The sequence below is a fragment of the Micromonospora sp. CPCC 205554 genome (assembly GCF_036902745.1).
Taxonomy (GTDB): Bacteria; Actinomycetota; Actinomycetes; order Mycobacteriales; family Micromonosporaceae; genus Micromonospora; species Micromonospora tulbaghiae.
Genome location: NZ_JBAKHP010000012.1, coordinates 108,530 through 125,278 on the forward strand (window position 1 = coordinate 108,530; position 16,749 = coordinate 125,278).

The 16,749-nt window shown below is 72.7% G+C and carries 14 protein-coding genes and 2 pseudogenes; 4 read left to right on the plus strand and 12 right to left on the minus strand.

Annotated elements, in window-relative coordinates; genetic code table 11:
- Nucleotides 1–23 precede the first annotated feature (23 nt).
- Entirely contained in the window at nt 24–743 is a 720-nt protein-coding gene (locus V6U82_RS17980) for an MBL fold metallo-hydrolase (protein WP_128137384.1), read from the minus strand.
- 235 nt (nt 744–978) lie between these two features.
- Here V6U82_RS17980 and V6U82_RS17985 point away from each other — a divergent pair, with 235 nt between their 5' ends.
- Both V6U82_RS17985 and V6U82_RS17990 read left to right on the plus strand, forming a co-directional pair.
- Nucleotides 979–1,848 (plus strand): peptidylprolyl isomerase, encoded by an 870-nt coding sequence (locus V6U82_RS17985; protein ID WP_334462641.1) that lies wholly within the window; start codon nt 979–981, stop codon nt 1,846–1,848.
- Nucleotides 1,849–1,941: 93 nt separating this feature from the next.
- Nucleotides 1,942–2,781: a peptidylprolyl isomerase gene (locus V6U82_RS17990; RefSeq protein ID WP_334462643.1), complete on the plus strand. Its 840-nt coding sequence runs from the start codon at nt 1,942–1,944 to the stop codon at nt 2,779–2,781.
- A gap of 72 nt (nt 2,782–2,853) precedes the next feature.
- Here V6U82_RS17990 and V6U82_RS17995 read toward each other — a convergent pair whose 3' ends face one another.
- The 10 genes and pseudogenes from V6U82_RS17995 to ruvC form a co-directional block, all read right to left on the minus strand.
- The gene (locus V6U82_RS17995; RefSeq protein ID WP_334462726.1) at nt 2,854–5,301 is read right to left on the minus strand and encodes a RelA/SpoT family protein; all 2,448 of its coding nucleotides are present in this window, start codon (nt 5,299–5,301) and stop codon (nt 2,854–2,856) included.
- A 250-nt stretch (nt 5,302–5,551) separates the two neighbouring features.
- Nucleotides 5,552–6,118 (minus strand): adenine phosphoribosyltransferase, encoded by a 567-nt coding sequence (locus V6U82_RS18000; RefSeq protein WP_128137386.1) that lies wholly within the window; start codon nt 6,116–6,118, stop codon nt 5,552–5,554.
- Nucleotides 6,119–6,215: 97 nt separating this feature from the next.
- A complete protein-coding gene (secF, locus tag V6U82_RS18005; RefSeq protein WP_334462646.1) occupies nt 6,216–7,403 on the minus strand; it encodes a protein translocase subunit SecF in 1,188 nt (395 codons plus the stop codon).
- A 1-nt stretch (nt 7,404) separates the two neighbouring features.
- On the minus strand, nt 7,405–9,306 hold the full coding sequence (gene secD, locus V6U82_RS18010; RefSeq protein ID WP_334462648.1) for a protein translocase subunit SecD: 1,902 nt from the start codon (nt 9,304–9,306) through the stop codon (nt 7,405–7,407).
- Nucleotides 9,307–9,530: 224 nt separating this feature from the next.
- A complete protein-coding gene (gene yajC, locus V6U82_RS18015; protein WP_181726634.1) occupies nt 9,531–9,875 on the minus strand; it encodes a preprotein translocase subunit YajC in 345 nt (114 codons plus the stop codon).
- Between the two features lie 140 nt (nt 9,876–10,015).
- A complete protein-coding gene (gene ruvB, locus V6U82_RS18020; RefSeq protein WP_334462727.1) occupies nt 10,016–11,020 on the minus strand; it encodes a Holliday junction branch migration DNA helicase RuvB in 1,005 nt (334 codons plus the stop codon).
- Between the two features lie 51 nt (nt 11,021–11,071).
- Nucleotides 11,072–11,860 (minus strand): annotated as a pseudogene (locus tag V6U82_RS18025) (LAGLIDADG family homing endonuclease); the annotation flags it as partial.
- A gap of 17 nt (nt 11,861–11,877) precedes the next feature.
- Nucleotides 11,878–12,088, minus strand: a pseudogene (locus V6U82_RS18030) (Holliday junction branch migration DNA helicase RuvB); the annotation flags it as partial.
- A complete protein-coding gene (gene ruvA / locus V6U82_RS18035) occupies nt 12,085–12,687 on the minus strand; it encodes a Holliday junction branch migration protein RuvA (RefSeq protein ID WP_334462651.1) in 603 nt (200 codons plus the stop codon). The gene ruvA and the pseudogene V6U82_RS18030, both read right to left, overlap by 4 nt.
- Entirely contained in the window at nt 12,684–13,211 is a 528-nt protein-coding gene (gene ruvC / locus V6U82_RS18040) for a crossover junction endodeoxyribonuclease RuvC (RefSeq protein ID WP_128137815.1), read from the minus strand. The genes ruvA and ruvC overlap by 4 nt, the downstream gene beginning before the upstream one ends.
- Before the next feature lie 184 nt (nt 13,212–13,395).
- On the opposite strand from ruvC, the gene V6U82_RS18045 reads away from it, so the two are divergent.
- Nucleotides 13,396–14,178 (plus strand): 3-hydroxybutyrate dehydrogenase, encoded by a 783-nt coding sequence (locus tag V6U82_RS18045; protein ID WP_128137814.1) that lies wholly within the window; start codon nt 13,396–13,398, stop codon nt 14,176–14,178.
- A 14-nt stretch (nt 14,179–14,192) separates the two neighbouring features.
- A complete protein-coding gene (locus V6U82_RS18050; protein ID WP_334462730.1) occupies nt 14,193–16,112 on the plus strand; it encodes a helix-turn-helix domain-containing protein in 1,920 nt (639 codons plus the stop codon).
- 21 nt (nt 16,113–16,133) lie between these two features.
- Here V6U82_RS18050 and V6U82_RS18055 read toward each other — a convergent pair whose 3' ends face one another.
- The gene (locus tag V6U82_RS18055) at nt 16,134–16,742 is read right to left on the minus strand and encodes a TetR/AcrR family transcriptional regulator (protein ID WP_334462654.1); all 609 of its coding nucleotides are present in this window, start codon (nt 16,740–16,742) and stop codon (nt 16,134–16,136) included.
- Between the last annotated feature and the right edge of the window lie 7 nt (nt 16,743–16,749).

Here is a 16,749-nt window from a genome sequence, read left to right on the forward strand (position 1 = left end):
CCCGCGCGGGCGCGGGTGAGGGTCTAGAGGCCTCGGGTGGGCGCGGCCGGGCGCGCGCCGCCGGTGCCCGCCACCTCGACGAGGTACGGGTTGGTCGCGCGCTCGCGGCCGATCGTGGTCGCGGGGCCGTGGCCGGGCAGGACGACCGTGTCGTCGGCCAGCGGGAGCACCTTCTCCCGCAGGCTGGACAGCATCCGGGGCATGCTGCCGCCCGGCAGGTCGGTGCGGCCGATCGAGCCGGCGAACAGCACGTCACCGGAGAGGCAGATCTGCTCCGCCTCCCAGGGCGAGCCGGCGCCGGGCAACCGGAACAGCACCGACCCGCCGGTATGGCCGGGGGCGTGGTCGACGGTGATCTCCAACCCGGCCAGCGACAGCGTCGCGCCGTCGGTCAGCTCGGCCACGTCGTCCGGCTCGGCGTACGGCAGCCGGCCGCCGAACAGCTGGGTCAGGTCCGTCGACAGCGCCTTGCTCGGGTCGGCCAGCAGTTCCCGGTCGTCCGGGTGGACGTAGGCGGGGATGCCCCGCGCGCCGCAGACCGGGGCGACGGAGAAGGTGTGGTCCAGGTGGCCGTGGGTGAGCAGCACGGCGGCCGGGTGCAGGCGGTGCTCGGCGAGCACGGCGTCGAGCCGGTCGAGCACCCCGATGCCGGGGTCGACCACCACGCACTGCTCCCCCGGCCCGGTCGCCACCACGTAGCAGTTGGTGCCGAAGGCGTCCGCGGGAAAGCCGGCCACGAGCACGTCGCTCCCCTTTCCGTCCGTCGTCGTCTGCTTGCAGCCTAGTCGTAGCGGCCAGCGAGTTCCGTCCGCCACCGGCCCCGTCCGCCCCGGTCGGGCTGAGATGACCGGACCTCGTACACCACTTTCACAGTCGCTACCCGTACACTCTGGCGGGCGTGTGGCGTGGCGCACCCCGATCGGAACGGCGGACGGCGCCCGGCGCCGGCGGCGATCAGGCAGAGGAAGGGGAGCGCGCGTGGCTTCCAGCAGGGACCGGCAGCGCAAACTGGCGCGCGCCAAGCTCGACCGGCAGCTCGCCCGGCGGGCGGCGGCCGCGAAGCGCCGCCGGCAGATCCGGGCCGGTGTGGGCGCCGCGGTGGTGCTCGTGCTGATCGTGGCCGGCTCCGCCTGGGCACTCGGCGCGTTCGACTCCGAGCCGGAGAAGAAGGCCGCCGAGGACGTCTGCCTCTGGACCGCGGAGGACGGCGCCGTCAACACCAACCTCAAGGACGTCGGCCAGCCGCCCACCACGGGCCTGCCGACCTCGGGCACCCGCCCGATGACGATCACCACCAACCAGGGTGGGCCGATCACCGTCGAGCTGGACCAGACCGACGCGCCGTGCGGCGCGGCGAGCCTGAGCTACCTGGCCGGCCGGTCGTTCTTCGACAACACCACCTGCCACGAGATCACCGCCGAGGGCGCGCTGCGCTGCGGTGACCCGACCGGCACCGGGCTCGGCGGCCCGACCTACTCGTTCTACGACGAGAACGTCCCGACCGCGCCGGAGCCGAGCCCGTCGGCGTCGCCGGCGCCCGGGCAGCCCCCGACGTACCCGAAGGGCACGGTCGCCATGATCGGCAACCCGCCCGGCAGCAACGGCAGCCAGTTTCTGATCTTCTTCAAGGACGCCAGCCCGGCCAAGCCGGCCTACTCGGTGGTCGGCAAGGTCACCGGCGGGCTCGACGTGGTGGAGAAGATCGGCGCCATGCCGACGGTGGACAATGGCAACGGTGCCAAGGTCAAGCCGAAGACGCAGGTGCTGGTCCAGAGCGTCACCGTCGGCGAGCCCGGCGCGGCGCCGGCCGAAAGCCCCGCGCCCTCGCCCAGCGCCAGCGCGGGCTGACCCGACAACCCGATCCGGCGGCCTGCCGCCGGTGACCACACGTGACCCGGCGGCGCGCGCGCCGACCCCATACGCAGCAGGTGAGGAGTGACCGTGACGTCCACCAGAGACCGCCAGCGCGCGGCGGCGCGGGCCAAGCTCGAGCGGGAGATGGCGGAGCGGGCCGGCCGGGCCCGCAAGCGCCGGCAGACCCAGGCGATCGTCGGGGCCGCGGCGGTGCTGGTGCTCGTCGTGGCCGGCACGGTCTGGCTCGTCACCGCGCTCGGCGACGACGACGAGAAGCAGGGCGGCACCACCGCCGCCGGGGCCGTCCAGTGCGCGTACACGGAGGTGCCCAAGGAGGGCCGTCCGGCGCAGATCAAGGACGTCGGCCTGCCGCCGGCCCAGCAGTCCGGCAAGGGCACCCAGACGATGACCATCGACACCAACCTGGGCCCGATCACCGCCAAGATCGACCGCGCCAAGGTGCCCTGCACCGCCGGCAGCTTCACGCACCTGGCCGGCAAGGGCTTCTTCGACAACACCAAGTGCCACCGGCTGGTCACCGAGGGCATCAAGGTGCTCCAGTGCGGCGACCCGAGCGCCACCGGGAAGGGCTGGCGGGACACCGACGGCACCGGCGGCCCGTCGTACAACCTGGCCGAGGAGAACCTCCCCACCGACAAGCGCCCGCCGTACCCGGAGGGCGTCATCGCGATGGCCAACTCCGGCCAGCCGGGCAGCACCGGCAGCCAGTTCTTCATCGTGTACGGCGACTCGCCGCTCGACCCGAACTACACCGTGCTGGGCACCATAACCGGTGGCATGGACGTGGTGAAGCAGGTCGCCGCGGCCGGTGACGACGGCGCGTTCGCCAAGCAGGCCGGCGGTGGTCACCCGAAGAAGGAGATCACCATGACCAAGGTGACGATGAGCCCGGTCGAGGGCGGCTGACCGCACCCGCACGACGACGAAGCGCCCGCCGGCTGATCGCAGCCGGCGGGCGCTTTCGCGTGCGTGGGTGGTTCAGGCCCCCGAGGTGACCCGGTACGCGTCGAACACGCCGTCGACCTTCCGTACGGCGGCCAGCAGGTGGCCGAGGTGCTTCGGGTCGGCCATCTCGAAGCTGAACCGGCTGACCGCCACCCGGTCGCGGGTGGTGGTGACGGTCGCCGAGAGGATGTTCACCCGCTCCTCGGACAGCACCCGCGTCACGTCGGCGAGCAGCTTGTGCCGGTCCAGCGCCTCGACCTGGATGGCGACCAGGAACGTGGAGGCGGAGGTGAGCTTCCAGCTCACCTCGACCACCCGCTCCGGCTGGGCGCGCAGGTCCTCGGCGTTGGCGCAGTCGTCCCGGTGCACGCTGACCCCGCCGGAGCGGGTGACGAATCCGAACACCGAGTCCGGCGGCACTGGGGTGCAGCAGCGGGCCAGCTTGATCCAGACGTCGCTGACGCCGCGGACCACCACGCCCGGGTCGGCGCTGCTCTGCCGGCTGCGCGGCGGCCGGGTGGCGACGGCGGTCTCGGCGATGTCCTCCGCCGCGCCCTCCTCGCCGCCGTAGGACGCCATCAGCTTCTGCACCACCGACTGCGCGGAGACCTGGCTGTCGCCGACCGCCGCGTACAGCGAGGCCACGTCGGCGAGGTGCAGGTCCCGCGCGATCGCCATCAGCGCGTCCGAGGTGAGCATCCGCTGCAACGGCATGCCCTGCTTGCGCATCGCCTTGACGATCGCGTCCTTGCCGGCCTCGATCGCCTCCTCGCGCCGCTCCTTGTTGAAGTACTGGCGGATCTTCGTACGCGCACGCGGGCTCTTCACGAAGCCCAGCCAGTCCTGCGTGGGGCCGGCCGTGTCCGACTTCGACGTGAAGATCTCGATCACGTCGCCGTTGGACAGCGTCGATTCCAGCGGCACCAGCTTGCCGTTGACCCGCGCGCCGATGCACTTGTGCCCGACCTCGGTGTGCACCGCGTACGCGAAGTCCACCGGCGTCGACCCGGTCGGCAGCGGGATGACGTCGCCCTTGGGCGTGAAGACGTACACCTCCTGGCTGGACAGGTCGAACCGCAGCGCGTCCAGGAACTCGCTCGGGTCGGCCGCCTCACGCTGCCAGTCCAGCAGCTGCCGCAGCCAGGTCATCTCGTCGATGTGCGCCGGCGGGCCCACCACCGGGGTGCCCTTGTGCTCCTTGTACTTCCAGTGCGCGGCGATGCCGAACTCGGCCGTGCGGTGCATCGCGTACGTGCGGATCTGCATCTCCACCGGCTTGCCGGTGGGCCCGATGACAGTCGTGTGCAACGACTGGTACATATTGAACTTGGGCATGGCGATGTAGTCCTTGAACCGGCCCGGCACCGGCTGCCAGTTGGCGTGGATGACCCCCAGCGCCGCGTAGCAGTCACGCACCGTGTCGACCAGGATCCGCACGCCGACCAGGTCGTAGATGTCGTTGAAGTCGCGCCCCCGCACGATCATCTTCTGGTAGATCGAGTAGAGGTGCTTCGGCCGCCCGGTCGTCTCCGCCTTGATCTTGGCGGCCTTCAGGTCGGTGGACACCTTCTGGGTCACCTGGCGCAGCAGCGCCTCGCGCTGCGGCTGGTGCTCCCCGATCAGCCGGTTGATCTCCTCGAAGCGCTTCGGGAACAGCGTGCCGAAGGCGAGATCCTCCAGCTCCCACTTGATCGTGTTCATACCGAGGCGGTGCGCCAGCGGGGCCAGGATCTCCAGCGTCTCCTTGGCCTTCTGCTCCTGCTTCGGGCGGGGCAGGAAGGTCAGGGTCCGCATGTTGTGCAGCCGGTCGGCCAGCTTGATCACCAGGACCCGGGGGTCCTTCGCCATCGCCACGACCATCTTGCGGATGGTCTCGGCCTTGGCCGCGTCGCCGAGCTTGACCTTGTCGAGCTTCGTGACGCCGTCGACGAGCAGCGCGACCTCACCGCCGAAGTCGGCGCGCATCTGGTCGAGCGTGTACTCCGTGTCCTCGATGGTGTCGTGCAGCAGCGCCGCGACCAGGGTGGTGGTGTCCATGCCCAGGTTCGCCAGGATGGTCGCCACCGCGAGCGGGTGCGTGATGTAGGGGTCGCCGGACTTGCGGTACTGCCCCGAGTGCCACCGCGCGGCCGTGTCGAAGGCGCGCTGGAGCAGCCGCGCGTCGGCCTTGGGATGGTTCTCCCGGTGCGTCGCGATCAGCGGCTCCAGCACCTCGCTGACCTGCGAGGTCTGCCAGGGCGCGTTGAACCGGGCCAGCCGGGCGCGTACCCGACGGCCGGTGGGCGCGTTGGAGAGGGCGAAACCGCCGCCGGGCGTGGATTCGGTGGAACCCTCGGTCGGGAACGGCACCACGACCGCCCCGCCGTCGGCCGTCGCGTCGGACGCGCCGCCGGTGGCGCCGGTCGCCCGGGCCGGCGGGTTGCCGCTGCGCTCGGTCACCGAGCCGTCCGCGTCGCCTGTCGGGTGCACCGTGCCCTCCACCGGAGGGACGACATCGTGGGACACCGGCCTCCTCACCGCTCGCCGGGATGCGCCGGCCGTCCGGCCGACGTCTGGTTCAACCGGCCGGGGGGCCGGTGTTGTTCCACGCGGTCGCCGGGGCCGGGCCCCGGCGCCTTCGCCGCCCCGGAGATCTCGGCCGGGCCGGGCAGAGGGCAATGCTACCCGTACGCAGGGTACGCCACCGCTCCCCCGGACGGTCGGCGCCGACCGGCCCGACGGGTCGGCCTGGTCAAACGGTCAACAGGGCATGGACCGGGCGCTGGGCCAGCCGCTTACGGCCCTCCAGGAAACCCAGCTCCAGCAGCACGGTGAACCCGGCCACCGTCCCGCCGGCCCGTTCCACCAGGTCGAGCGTGGCCTCGGCGGTCCCGCCGGTGGCGAGCACGTCGTCGAGCACCAGCACCCGGTGGCCCGCGGTGAAGGCGTCCTGGTGCACCTCCAGCGTCGCCTCGCCGTACTCCAGCGCGTAGGAGGCCGAGTGGGTGGCCCGGGGCAGCTTGCCGGCCTTGCGCACCGGCACCACGCCGACGCCGGTGGCGTACGCGACCGCCGCCGCCAGCACGAACCCGCGCGCCTCGATGCCGGCGACAGTGTCGAACGAGTCCCGCCCGTGGTACGCGATGATGCCGTCGATCACCGCCCGGAACGCCTCACCGTCGGCGAACAGCGGCATCAGGTCCTTGAACACGACACCCGGCTTGGGGAAGTCCGGCACGTCCAGCAGCCGGCTGGCGACGAGCCGGGCGACCTCCGGGCCGCTGTCTCCGCGTACCCCTGCGGTGTGGGTCTCCGTCACGGTGCGTCCCATGTCCTCTCGAAACGACGACGGCGTCCGTCATGCCGTGACAACAGCATGACGGACGCCGTCGGACCGATTCCGTCCGGCCCTGCGGTCAGCGGCGCTTGCCGCCGGGGCGGTTGCCGCCGCCCCCGGCGGGACGGCCGCCGCGGGCGCCGCTGGGGCGCTTGCCCGCGGGCCGGGCGCCCACCTTGGGTGCGGCGCCGGCCAGCGCGGCCACCTCGGGGTCGATCGGCGCGTCGGCGGCCGGCGCGGCGGTACGCGGGCCCTTCGGCGTGATCTCGCCCCGGGCGAGCGCGGCCCGGCGGGACAGCACCCGCTTGTTGTGCGCGCTGATCCGCGGGTCCATGTTCTTCAGCAGCACCAGCAGCGGCGTGGCCAGCAGGATCGAGGTCAGGAACGCCACCGCCATACCGACGAACAGCACCAGGCCGAGGTCCTTCAGTGTGCCCGCGCCGAGCAGGCCGGCGCCGATGAAGAGCAGGCCGCCGACCGGCAGCAGCGCCACCACCGAGGTGTTCAGCGACCGCATGAGGCTCTGGTTGAGCGCCAGGTTGGACGCCTCGCCGTAGGTCGTGTTGTTGTTCGCGGTGATGCCGCGCGTGTTCTCCTGCACCTTGTCGAAGACCACCACCACGTCGTAGAGCGCGAAGCCCAGGATCGTGAGGAAGCCGATGATCGTCGACGGGGTGACCTCGAAGCCGACCAGCGAGTAGATGCCGGCGGTCAGGGCCAGGTTGGTCAGCAGCGAGGCGATTGCGGCGACCGCCATCCGCCACTCGAAGCGCAGCACCAGGTAGATCGACACCACGGCGATGAAGATCACCAGACCGAGCAGCGCGCGCGAGGTGACCTGGCTGCCCCACGCCTCGGAGACCTGGCTGCCGCTGATCTGGTCGGCCGGGATGCCGAACTCCTGCGCCATCGCGGTCTTGGCCGCGTTGGCCTGCTCGGCGGAGAGCTGGCCGGTGCGCATCTCGTAGAACTCGCCGCTGGTGCCGCCGACCTTCTGCGCGCTGACCACCTCGACACCCGGCGCCTCGTCGGCCAGCACCTCGTCCACGGTCCGCTCGGCCTGATCCAGCGTGCCGACGCTGGCCGGCACCTGGAAGGAGTTGCCACCGGCGAACTCGATGCCCAGCTTGAAGCCGCTGATCGCGAAGCTCAGCACGGCGATCAGCACGAGCACGCCGGCCACGCCGAACCACAGCTTGCGCCGCCCGACGATGTTGAGATCCGCCTCGCCCCGGTAGAGCCGGGCGGCCAGACCGCTCTTAGCCATCTCAGGCCTCCTTCACACGCGGGTTGCGGGCGGTGCCCGGCTCGGCCGACCGGGCCGGCAGCGCCCGGCCCAGACCGCTGACCCGCGGCGACAGGAACGCCCGGGTCCGGGCGAACATCGTCATGATCGGGTGGCGGAAGAGGAACACGACGACCAGGTCCAGCACGGTCGCCAGGCCGAGCGCGAAGGCGAAGCCCTTCACCGCGCCGACCGACACGATGTAGAGCACCACCGCCGACATCAGCGTGATGGCGTTCGCCGAGATGATCGTCCGGCGGGCCCGGATCCAGGCGCGCGGCACCGCGCTGCGTGGACTGCGGCCCTCGCGGATCTCGTCCTTCAGTCGTTCGAAGTAGATGACGAACGAGTCCGCCGCGACGCCCAGAGAGACGATCATGCCGGCGATGCCGGCGAGCGTGAGCGTGAAGCCGATCGACCGGCCGAGCACCACGAGCGCGCCGAAGACCAGCAGCGCGGAGAGCACCAGGCTCAGGAAGATGACCGAGCCGAGCAGGCGGTAGTAGAAGAACGAATAGATGATGACCAGCAGCATGCCGATGCCGGCCGCCAGCAGACCCGCCTTGAGGTGGCTGTCGCCGAGCGTCGCGGTGACGTTCTGCTGCTCCTGCGGCTCGAACGTCACCGGCAGCGCGCCGTAGCGCAGCTGGCTGGCCAGCGCGTTCGCGGCCTTGTTGTCGAAGCTGCCGGTGATCTGCGAGTCACCGGTCAGCACGCCCTGGATCTCCGGGGACGAGACGATCTCGTTGTCCAGCACCACGGCGACGCGGCACTTGCCGTCCGGGCCGAGCGCGGCCTGGTCGCAGGCCTGACCCTCGTTGTTGAACGCCTCGCGGGTCAGCGCGGTCCACTTCTCCTGGCCGCTGCCGGTGAAGTTGAGGCTGACCACCCAGGAGCTGGTCTGGTCGAGCTGGGCGGAGGCGTTCTTCACGTCGGTGCCGAGCACCTTCGCCACGTCCAGCAGGTACTTCGCGCCGGACTCGCAGGCGACCGCCTTCTGCTTCTCGTCCTTGATCGAGGCGGCGGGCCGCTTGTCGAGCTGGGCGCAGGTGATGGTCGGGACGTTGAACTGCATCTCCACCGGCAGGACCGCGACCTCCTGCGGGGTGAGCGTGCCGAAGGGCTTGAGCTTGTCGGCCAGCGACGGATCGGTGGTCAGGTCCGCCGGGGCCTGCAGGCCCGAGGCGGCGGCCCAGGCGGCCGCGCCGACCTTCTGCTCGACGGCCTTGCGCTGCTGCTCGATGCTCTGCGGCACCGGCTCGGCGCTGGCGCTCGGGCTCGGCGCGGCGGCGCTCGGCGAGGCCGACGGGGACGCGGAGGCGCTGGCGCTCGGAGTGGGGGCCATGCCGCCCTGCCCGCCGGCGCTCGGCGACCCGCTCACCTTGGGGCTCGTGCTCGCCTTGGGCGACGCGCTGCCCGACGGCGTGGCGGCTCCGGACGGGGTGGCGCTCGGGGTCGGCGCGGGCGCGGCCGCGGCGCCGCTGCCGTCGGTGGCCTTGAGCACCTTGCGGAAGCGCAGCTCGGCGGCCTCACCGACGTCGGTGAGGTCGCGGTTCTGGCCGGGCAGGGAGATGACGATGTTGCGGTTGCCCTCGGTGACCACCTCGGCCTCGGCCACGCCGTAGGCGTTGACCCGGCTCTCGATGATCTGCCGGGCCTCCTCGAGGTTGTCGGCGGTCGGGGGCTTGCCGTCCACCGTGTTGGTGGCCTCGAGCGTCAGCCGGGTGCCGCCGACGAGGTCCAGGCCGAGCCGCGGCTCCAACCGGTCCTTCCAGCCACCGCTGGCGCCGCCCGAGAAGAACACCAATAGATAGAGGACGACGAAGATGAGCCCGAGCACGGCGAGCTGCCGTCCGGGCCGCATCTGTCCCTGAGGTGGTGCCACGGCTGTCCTGTCTCCCTGTACGGTCGCGCCGCTTCCACGGCGGCGACAACTGTCGGGCCGGGGGTGTCCGCCCGACTGCTCCGGCGGGTCGGCACCGGAGGACGGCACGCCGGCTGGAGCGCGGCGCGGGGGCGCCGCACGGCCCGGCCGGATGCCGGCGCCGCGCGCCGACCCCAACTATCCACTTGTACGGATGAATCCGCTGCCCCGTCCGGGACGGGTGGTCACTCCTTGACCGGCTCGGCTTCCTCGGAGATCGTCTCGGCCGCCGGCGCCTCGGGGCGCTTGATCACCCGCGCGACGGCGGGACGGGCGTACCGGGTCTGCACGCCCGGGGCGACCTCGAGCAGGACCGTCTCGTCCTCGACCGCGGTGACCGTGCCGTGCAGGCCGCCGATGGTGACCACCTCGTCGCCCGGGGCGAGTGCGGCCTGCATCTGCTCGGCCTCGCGGCGGCGCTTCTGCTGCGGACGGATCATCATGAAGTACATGACGACGAAAAGCAGAGCGATCATGAGGATCGGCGTCAGACTGCCGGCTCCCCCGCCACTCGCTGCTGCGTAAAGCACGGTGTAGACCTTCCGGTTGGCCTCCACCCCGGCGCCGGAGGGCGCCGCAGCGGAAGCGGATTCTCACGTCCTGTACAAACCGCGGCGAAGTCTAGTCCCTGCTCCTGAGAAGACCGAATGCGGCACAGATCACGAACGGATCACGGCTGGTCGGTCTGCACCGAGAACAGATCGGGCCCCGGAGGGGCATCCGCACCAAATGTACCATTCGGGGGCGTACGGCCCAGATGGCGCCAGGCGGCCTCGGTCGCCACCCGCCCGCGCGGGGTACGGGCCAGCAGCCCGGCCCGGACCAGGAACGGCTCGCAGACCTCCTCGACCGTGTCCGGCTGCTCCCCCACCGCCACGGCGAGCGTGGACAGGCCCACCGGGCCGCCCCGGAACGAGTCGACGAGCGCGGTCAGCACCGCGCGGTCGAGCCGGTCCAGGCCCAGCGCGTCCACGTCGTAGACGGTCAGCGCGGCCCGAGCCGTCTCCAGCGTGACCACGCCGTCGGCGCGCACCTCGGCGTAGTCGCGGACCCGGCGCAGCAGCCGGTTGGCGATGCGCGGGGTGCCCCGGGACCGGCCGGCGACCTCCGCCGCGCCGTCCGCGGTGATCGGCACGCCGAGGATCCGGGCCGACCGGTGCAGCAGCGTCTCCAGGTCGGCCGGTGCGTAGAAGTCGAGGTGCGCGACGAAGCCGAACCGGTCGCGCATCGGACCGGTCAGCAGACCGGAACGGGTGGTGGCGCCGACGAGCGTGAACGGCTCCACGTCGAGCGGGATCGCGGTGGCGCCCGGCCCCTTGCCGACCACCACGTCGACCCGGAAGTCCTCCATGGCGCTGTAGAGCAGCTCCTCGGCCGGCTTGGCGATCCGGTGGATCTCGTCGATGAACAGCACGTCGCCCTCGGCGAGGCTGGTCAGGATCGCGGCCAGGTCGCCGGAGCGCTCGATGGCCGGGCCGCTGGTCACCCGAATCCCGGTGCCCAGCTCGGCGGCGACGATGTTGGCCAGGGTCGTGTTGTGCACCACGAAGTCGTTCACGGTGAAGGTGTGGTCGCCGTCGACGGTCAGGCACCGGCACTCCTGCAGGCCCACCGCCTCGACGGAGGCCACCCGGTCGGCGGCGAGCCGTTCGTCGAATCGATCTCGGCGCGGCATCCACTCGGCGAGCCGCCGACCTCGCTCACCGATCACCGTCACACGCTGCGCGAACCGCGCCACATCGTCCTGGCTGGTGACGCTCAACCGCCAGGACTCGTGCGGCCGACCCTGGTAACGGCCGCGCTTGAGCTTGAGCCGTGACTGGACACCGAGCCGCAGCAGCAGGTGTTGTACGTCCTCCAGCAGCCCCCGTGAAACGCTGTAGAACTCGACGACCACGTCGTACCGATCACGTCCCCGGCGGCTCACCGTGCCGTCGCAGGCGAAGTAGGCGCCGAGAAACGCCGACACCTGCCAGGCGTCACCCTCGAAGACGAAGTCGGGCACTCGCTTCTGCCACGCGTTCTTTCCGAGCAGGCCGTGCTCGGCCAGCCAGGGCTGAAGACCCGAGATGCGGATCAGCGAACTACGGGCACTGTTGGGCCTGGTCACGTGGCTGTGCCCGATCCGGTCACACGTAGACCGGAAGTCGGCCAGCACGTCCTCGTCACCCCCCGTGAAGGTGACCTGATTCGTCGTGCATCCGTCGCCGACGAGATAGCCGGCGAGCTTGTACTCGGCAACGTCCTGAACGGCGTCCGCGACCAGTTCCGGGCACAGGACGTTGGCGACGAAGTCACGGTCGGTGAGATCTCCCGCCTTCGTCCAGCCCTCGGTGGTCCAGAAGGGGTGATCGGGTGCCGCGACCACGTCCCGCCCACTCGTGGTCCGGATCCGGACCGTCTCCAGTTCACCCTGCTCGTGCACCGCCAGCACGGTGGCGCCCACCCCGGTTCGGGTGATGACCCGGTCACCCACCTCGATGTCACCGAGCCGACGCCGTGATCCGTCCTCCATCAGGACCAGAGCCTCCACGGACACCGGCTTACCGAGGCCAGGCGGCCCCGACAGGAGGATGTGGTCGGGCGGGGAGCCGCGCCGCATCGCGCCCTGCAACAGCAGGTCGAGCTGGTCGCGGACGCGGTGCTGGGCGATGAACTCGTCGAGCCGCTTCGGGCGGACGCTCGCCTCGGCGTCCCGCTCGGCGTCGTCGACGTACGCCGAGACCAGGTTCTCCCCGCTCATCGGGTCCGGCCCAGGAGGCGGATGGCCTGCTTGAGCAGCACCGGCACCGGCGGGGTCTCGCCGTCGACGGTCTCCGCCACCGCGGCCACCGCCTGTTCGGCCTGGGCCGCCGTCCAGCCGAGCCCGACGAGCGCCTGGCGGACCTGCTCCGGCCAGGCGCCGGCGGTCACCCCGGCCGCGCCGTCGGCGCCCACCGGCACCGGGCCGACCCGGTCGCGCAGCTCCAGCACCAGCCGCTCGGCGCCCTTCTTGCCGATGCCCGGCACCCGGGTCAGCGCCGCGGTGTCGGCGTTGGCGATGGCCTTGCGGACCGCGTCCGGCGTGTGCACGGCGAGCACCGCCTGCGCCAGCCGGGGACCGACCCCGCTGGCGGTCTGGAGCAGCTCGAACAACTGCTTGGCGTCGTCGTCGGCGAAGCCGTAGAGGGTGAGCGAGTCCTCCCGGACCACCAGGCTGGTGGCGAGCCGGGCGGGCTGGCCCACGCGCAGGTCGGCGATCGTGCCGGGGGCGCACTGCACGGCCAGGCCGATGCCGCCCACCTCCACCACCGCGTGATCCGGGCCGGTGGCGGTCACCGTGCCGCGTACGCTCGCGATCATCGCGTCCCTCCTCGTCGGGCCCGTTGCGCGGCGGCGACCAGCTTGGACCGGGTGCCCCCGCGCCACACGTGGCAGATGGCCAGCGCCAGGGCGTCGGCGGCGTCGGCCGGTTTCGGCGGCTCGGGCAGCCGCAGCAGCCGGGTGACCATGGTGGTCATCTGCTTCTTGTCGGCCTGGCCGGAGCCGGTCACCGCGGCCTTCACCTCGCTCGGCGTGTACGTCGTCACCGGGAGCCCGGCCCGGGCCCCGGCGAGCACCGCGACGCCGCTGGCCTGCGCGGTGCCCATCACGGTGCGGACGTTGTGCTGGCTGAACACGCGCTCCACCGCGACCGCGTCCGGCCGGTGCTCGGCGACCAGGTCGGTGAGCGAGCGGTCCAGGTGCAGCAGGCGCAGCGCGAGGTCGTCCTCGGGGTCGGTGTAGACCACGTAGTAGGCCACGAGTGTGCAGGGGCGGCCCGGCACGCCCTCGACCACGCCGACCCCGCACCGGGTCAGCCCCGGGTCGACGCCCAGCACGCGCACGCCGCCTCCTCCCCGAGCCGCCAGCAGTACGTGTGTTCGACACACCCTACTGGTGCGCGCCGGGAGCGGGACGGCCGGACACGCCGGGCGCGGGCGGTGACGCGGCGCACCACACACGCGGGCGGTGGAGTATGTGTCGCCGCCCCATGTGCCAGGGGGCACCCGGCTCGTACGTTCATGCGCCATGACGGCAGAACCCGTGGCGGTCCCCCACGTCGTACACGTCGACCTGACCGGTCGCACCGCGCTGGTCACCGGTGGTGGCGGCGGCATCGGACGGGCCTGTGCCCTGCGCCTGGCGGCGGCCGGCGCGACCGTGGTGGTGCTGGACCGCGACGTGTCGGCGGCCGAGGCGGTGGCCGCCGAGACCGGCGGCCGGGCCGTCGGGATCGACCTGGCCGACCCGGCGGCGGTGGACGCACTCGACGTCGACGCCGACATCGTGGTCAACAACGCCGGCCTGCAACACGTCGCGCCGGTGCAGGACTTCCCGGTCGAGCGCTTCGAGTACATCCAGCGGGTGATGGTGGAGGCGCCGTTCCTGCTGATCCGCCGCGCGCTGCCCCGGATGTACGCGGGCGGCTGGGGCCGGATCGTGAACATCTCCTCGGTGCACGGGCTGCGCGCCTCGCCGTTCAAGTCGGCGTACGTCTCGGCCAAGCACGCGCTGGAGGGCCTGTCCAAGGTGGTCGCGCTGGAGGGCGCCGCGCACGGCGTCACCGCCAACTGCATCAACCCGGCGTACGTGCGCACCGCGCTGGTGGAGAGCCAGATCGCCGACCAGGCGGCCACCCACGGCATCGGCGAGGACGAGGTGGTCGAGAAGATCATGCTGGCCCGGGCGGCGATCAAGCGGCTGATCGAGCCGGACGAGGTGGCCGAACTGGTGGCGTACCTGTGCTCCCCGCCCGCCGCGTTCCTCACCGGCACCTCGATCGCCCTCGACGGGGGCTGGACGGCGAACTAGTGGCCCCGCGCACAATGTCGGTCATGTCGTCGCCGGTCGAGTTCCTGGAGCTGCTGGCGCGCGAGGCCGCCGCGGTCGAGTTCGAGGGCCCGCTGGTGGCCGCGCGCGCCGCCGGCCTGCCCGCCGAACGGCTCGCCGAGCTGGAACAGGCGAAGGTGGTGGCGCTGCGGGTACGGGCGCTGCTGGCGCGCCGGCGCCGCCGGGAGACCGAGCTGTCCGGCCTGTACGACACCGCGAGCGACCTGGCCGGCCTGCGCGACCTGGACGACGTGCTGCGCGCGATCGTGCACCGGGCGCGGATCCTGCTCGGCACCGACGTGGCGTACATGACGCTGAACGACGACGAGCGCGGCGACACGTACATGCGGGTCACCGACGGCTCGATCTCGGCCCGGTTCCAGCGGCTGCGGCTGGAGCTGGGCGACGGGCTGGGCGGCCTGGTCGCGCAGACCGGCACGCCGTACGTCACCTCGAACTACCAGGAGGACGAGCGGTTCCGGCACACCGGCGAGATCGACGGCGGGGTGGGCGAGGAGGGCCTGGTGGCCATCCTCGGCGTGCCGCTGCGGCTGGGGTCCAGCGTGATCGGCGTGCTGTACGCGGCGAACCGCTCGGCCCGGCCGTTCGCCCGCGAGGAGGTGTCGCTGCTGGTCTCGCTCGCGGCGCACGCGGCGGTGGCGATCGACACCGCGCGGCTGCTCGCCGAGACCCGGGCGGCGCTGGCGGAGCTGTCGGCGGCGAACAGCACCATCCGGGCGCACAGCAGCTCGGTGGAGCGCGCCGCCGCCGCGCACGACCGGATGACCGCGCTGGTGGTGCGCGGCGGCGGGATGGAGGATGTCGCGGCGGCGGTCACCGAGGTGCTCGGCGGGGCGTTGCTGGCGCTGGACGCCGAGGGCCGGCGGCTGGCCCGGGTCGGCGAGATCGAGGAGCCGGACCGGGCCGACATCGTGGAGGCGGTGGCCGCGTCCCGTACCGAGGGGCGCAGCGTGCGCCGGGGCCCGCTCTGGTACGCCGCGGTGGTGGCCGGGGCGGAGAACCTGGGCGCGCTGGTGCTGCGCCCGGACGACGAGCTGGTCGACGCCGACCAGCGCATCCTGGAGCGCGCCGCGCTGGTGACCGCGTTGCTGCTGCTGTTCCGCCGCACGGTGGCCGAGGCGGAGGGGCGGGTACGCGGCGAGCTGCTGGACGACCTGATCGCCCGGCCGCTGCGCGACACGGACGCGCTGCGGGCACGTGCCCGCCGGATCGGGGTGGACCTGGACGCCCCGCACGTGCTGGTGGCGGTCGGCGACGACGCGTTCGCCGAAACCGGCTCGGCCCGGCAGCGGGTGCTGTCCTGGGCCACCACGTACGCCTCGACCCGGGGTGGCCTGGCCGCGGCGCGCGACGGACGGGTGGTGCTGATGCTGCCCGGCCACGACGCCGGCGGCGCGGCCCGCGCGGTGGCCCGGGATCTGTCCCGGGTGACCGGCCGCCCGGTGACCGCCGGGGCGAGCGGGCCGTCGACCGGCCCGGCGTCGCTGGCCGTCACGTTCGCCGAGGCGGAGCGCTGCCTGTCCGCGCTCGGCGCGCTGGGCCGGGCCGGGCAGGGGGCGAGCACCGCCGAGCTGGGCTTCGTCGGGCTGCTGCTGGGCGCGGTGGGTGACGCCGGGGACCGGGACGTGGCCCGGTTCCTCGCCACCACTGTGGGGCCGGTGCTGGACTACGACGCCCGGCGGGGCACCGCGCTGGTGAAGACGCTGGAGGCGTACTTCGGGGTGGGCGGCAGCCTGGCCCGGGCCGCCGAGCAGCTGCACGTGCACGTCAACACGGTCACCCAGCGGCTGGAGCGGGTCGGTCACCTGCTCGGCGCGGACTGGCAGCGGCCGGAGCGGGCGCTGGAGGTGCAGCTCGCGCTGCGCCTGCACCGGCTGCGCTCGCCCGGCCGCTGAGCGGCGGGCCGGCGGGCCTGGTCAGCGGACGCGCAGGCCGTCCAGGACCGTGTCCACGATCCGCTCGGGCAGCATCCGTTCGTCGCGCTCGGGGTGCCAGCGCAGCATCCGCTGGGTGAGCATCGGCGCGGTGAGCAGCGCCATCGCCACCTCGATGTCGAGGTCGGCGCGCAGCTCGCCCCGGTCGATCGCGCGGAGCAGCACCTCGCGCATCGCCGCCCGCCGGGGCTCGACGATCGCCTCGTACGCCTGCCGGTGCGCCGAGCTGCGGTTCACCTCCGGCACCAGGCAGGGCATGATCTTGCGGACGCGGGCGTCGGCGTGCTGGCCCACCGCGCCGACGAGCACCACCAGGTCGTCGCGGACGGAGCGCCCGTCGGTGCGCGGCGCGGGCCCCTTGAGCGTGCGCAACGCGTCCAGCAGCAACGCGTCCTTGCCCGGCCAGCGGCGGTAGATGGTGGCCTTGCCGACTCCGGCGCGGGCCGCGATCGCCTCGATGGACAGCGACTCGACGGTGCTGCCCTCGGCCAGCAGGTCGAGCGTGGCGTCGACGATCGCCTCGTCCGCGCGGGTGCTCCGCGGTCGCCCGGGCGACCGCGGAGCATCCGCCGTGGAAGTCATGTCAGACATTGTCCAC

Excerpts from the sequence above, each read along its gene's own strand:
- V6U82_RS18050 (WP_334462730.1), top strand. The coding sequence starts at position 14,193 with ATGTCGGTCATGTCGTCGCCGGTCGAGTTCCTGGAGCTGCTGGCGCGC.
- V6U82_RS18045 (WP_128137814.1), top strand. The coding sequence starts at position 13,396 with ATGACGGCAGAACCCGTGGCGGTCCCCCACGTCGTACACGTCGACCTG.
- ruvB (WP_334462727.1), bottom strand. The coding sequence starts at position 11,020 with ATGCCGCGCCGAGATCGATTCGACGAACGGCTCGCCGCCGACCGGGTG.
- ruvA (WP_334462651.1), bottom strand. The coding sequence starts at position 12,687 with ATGATCGCGAGCGTACGCGGCACGGTGACCGCCACCGGCCCGGATCAC.
- V6U82_RS18055 (WP_334462654.1), bottom strand. The coding sequence starts at position 16,742 with ATGTCTGACATGACTTCCACGGCGGATGCTCCGCGGTCGCCCGGGCGA.
- secF (WP_334462646.1), bottom strand. The coding sequence starts at position 7,403 with ATGGCTAAGAGCGGTCTGGCCGCCCGGCTCTACCGGGGCGAGGCGGAT.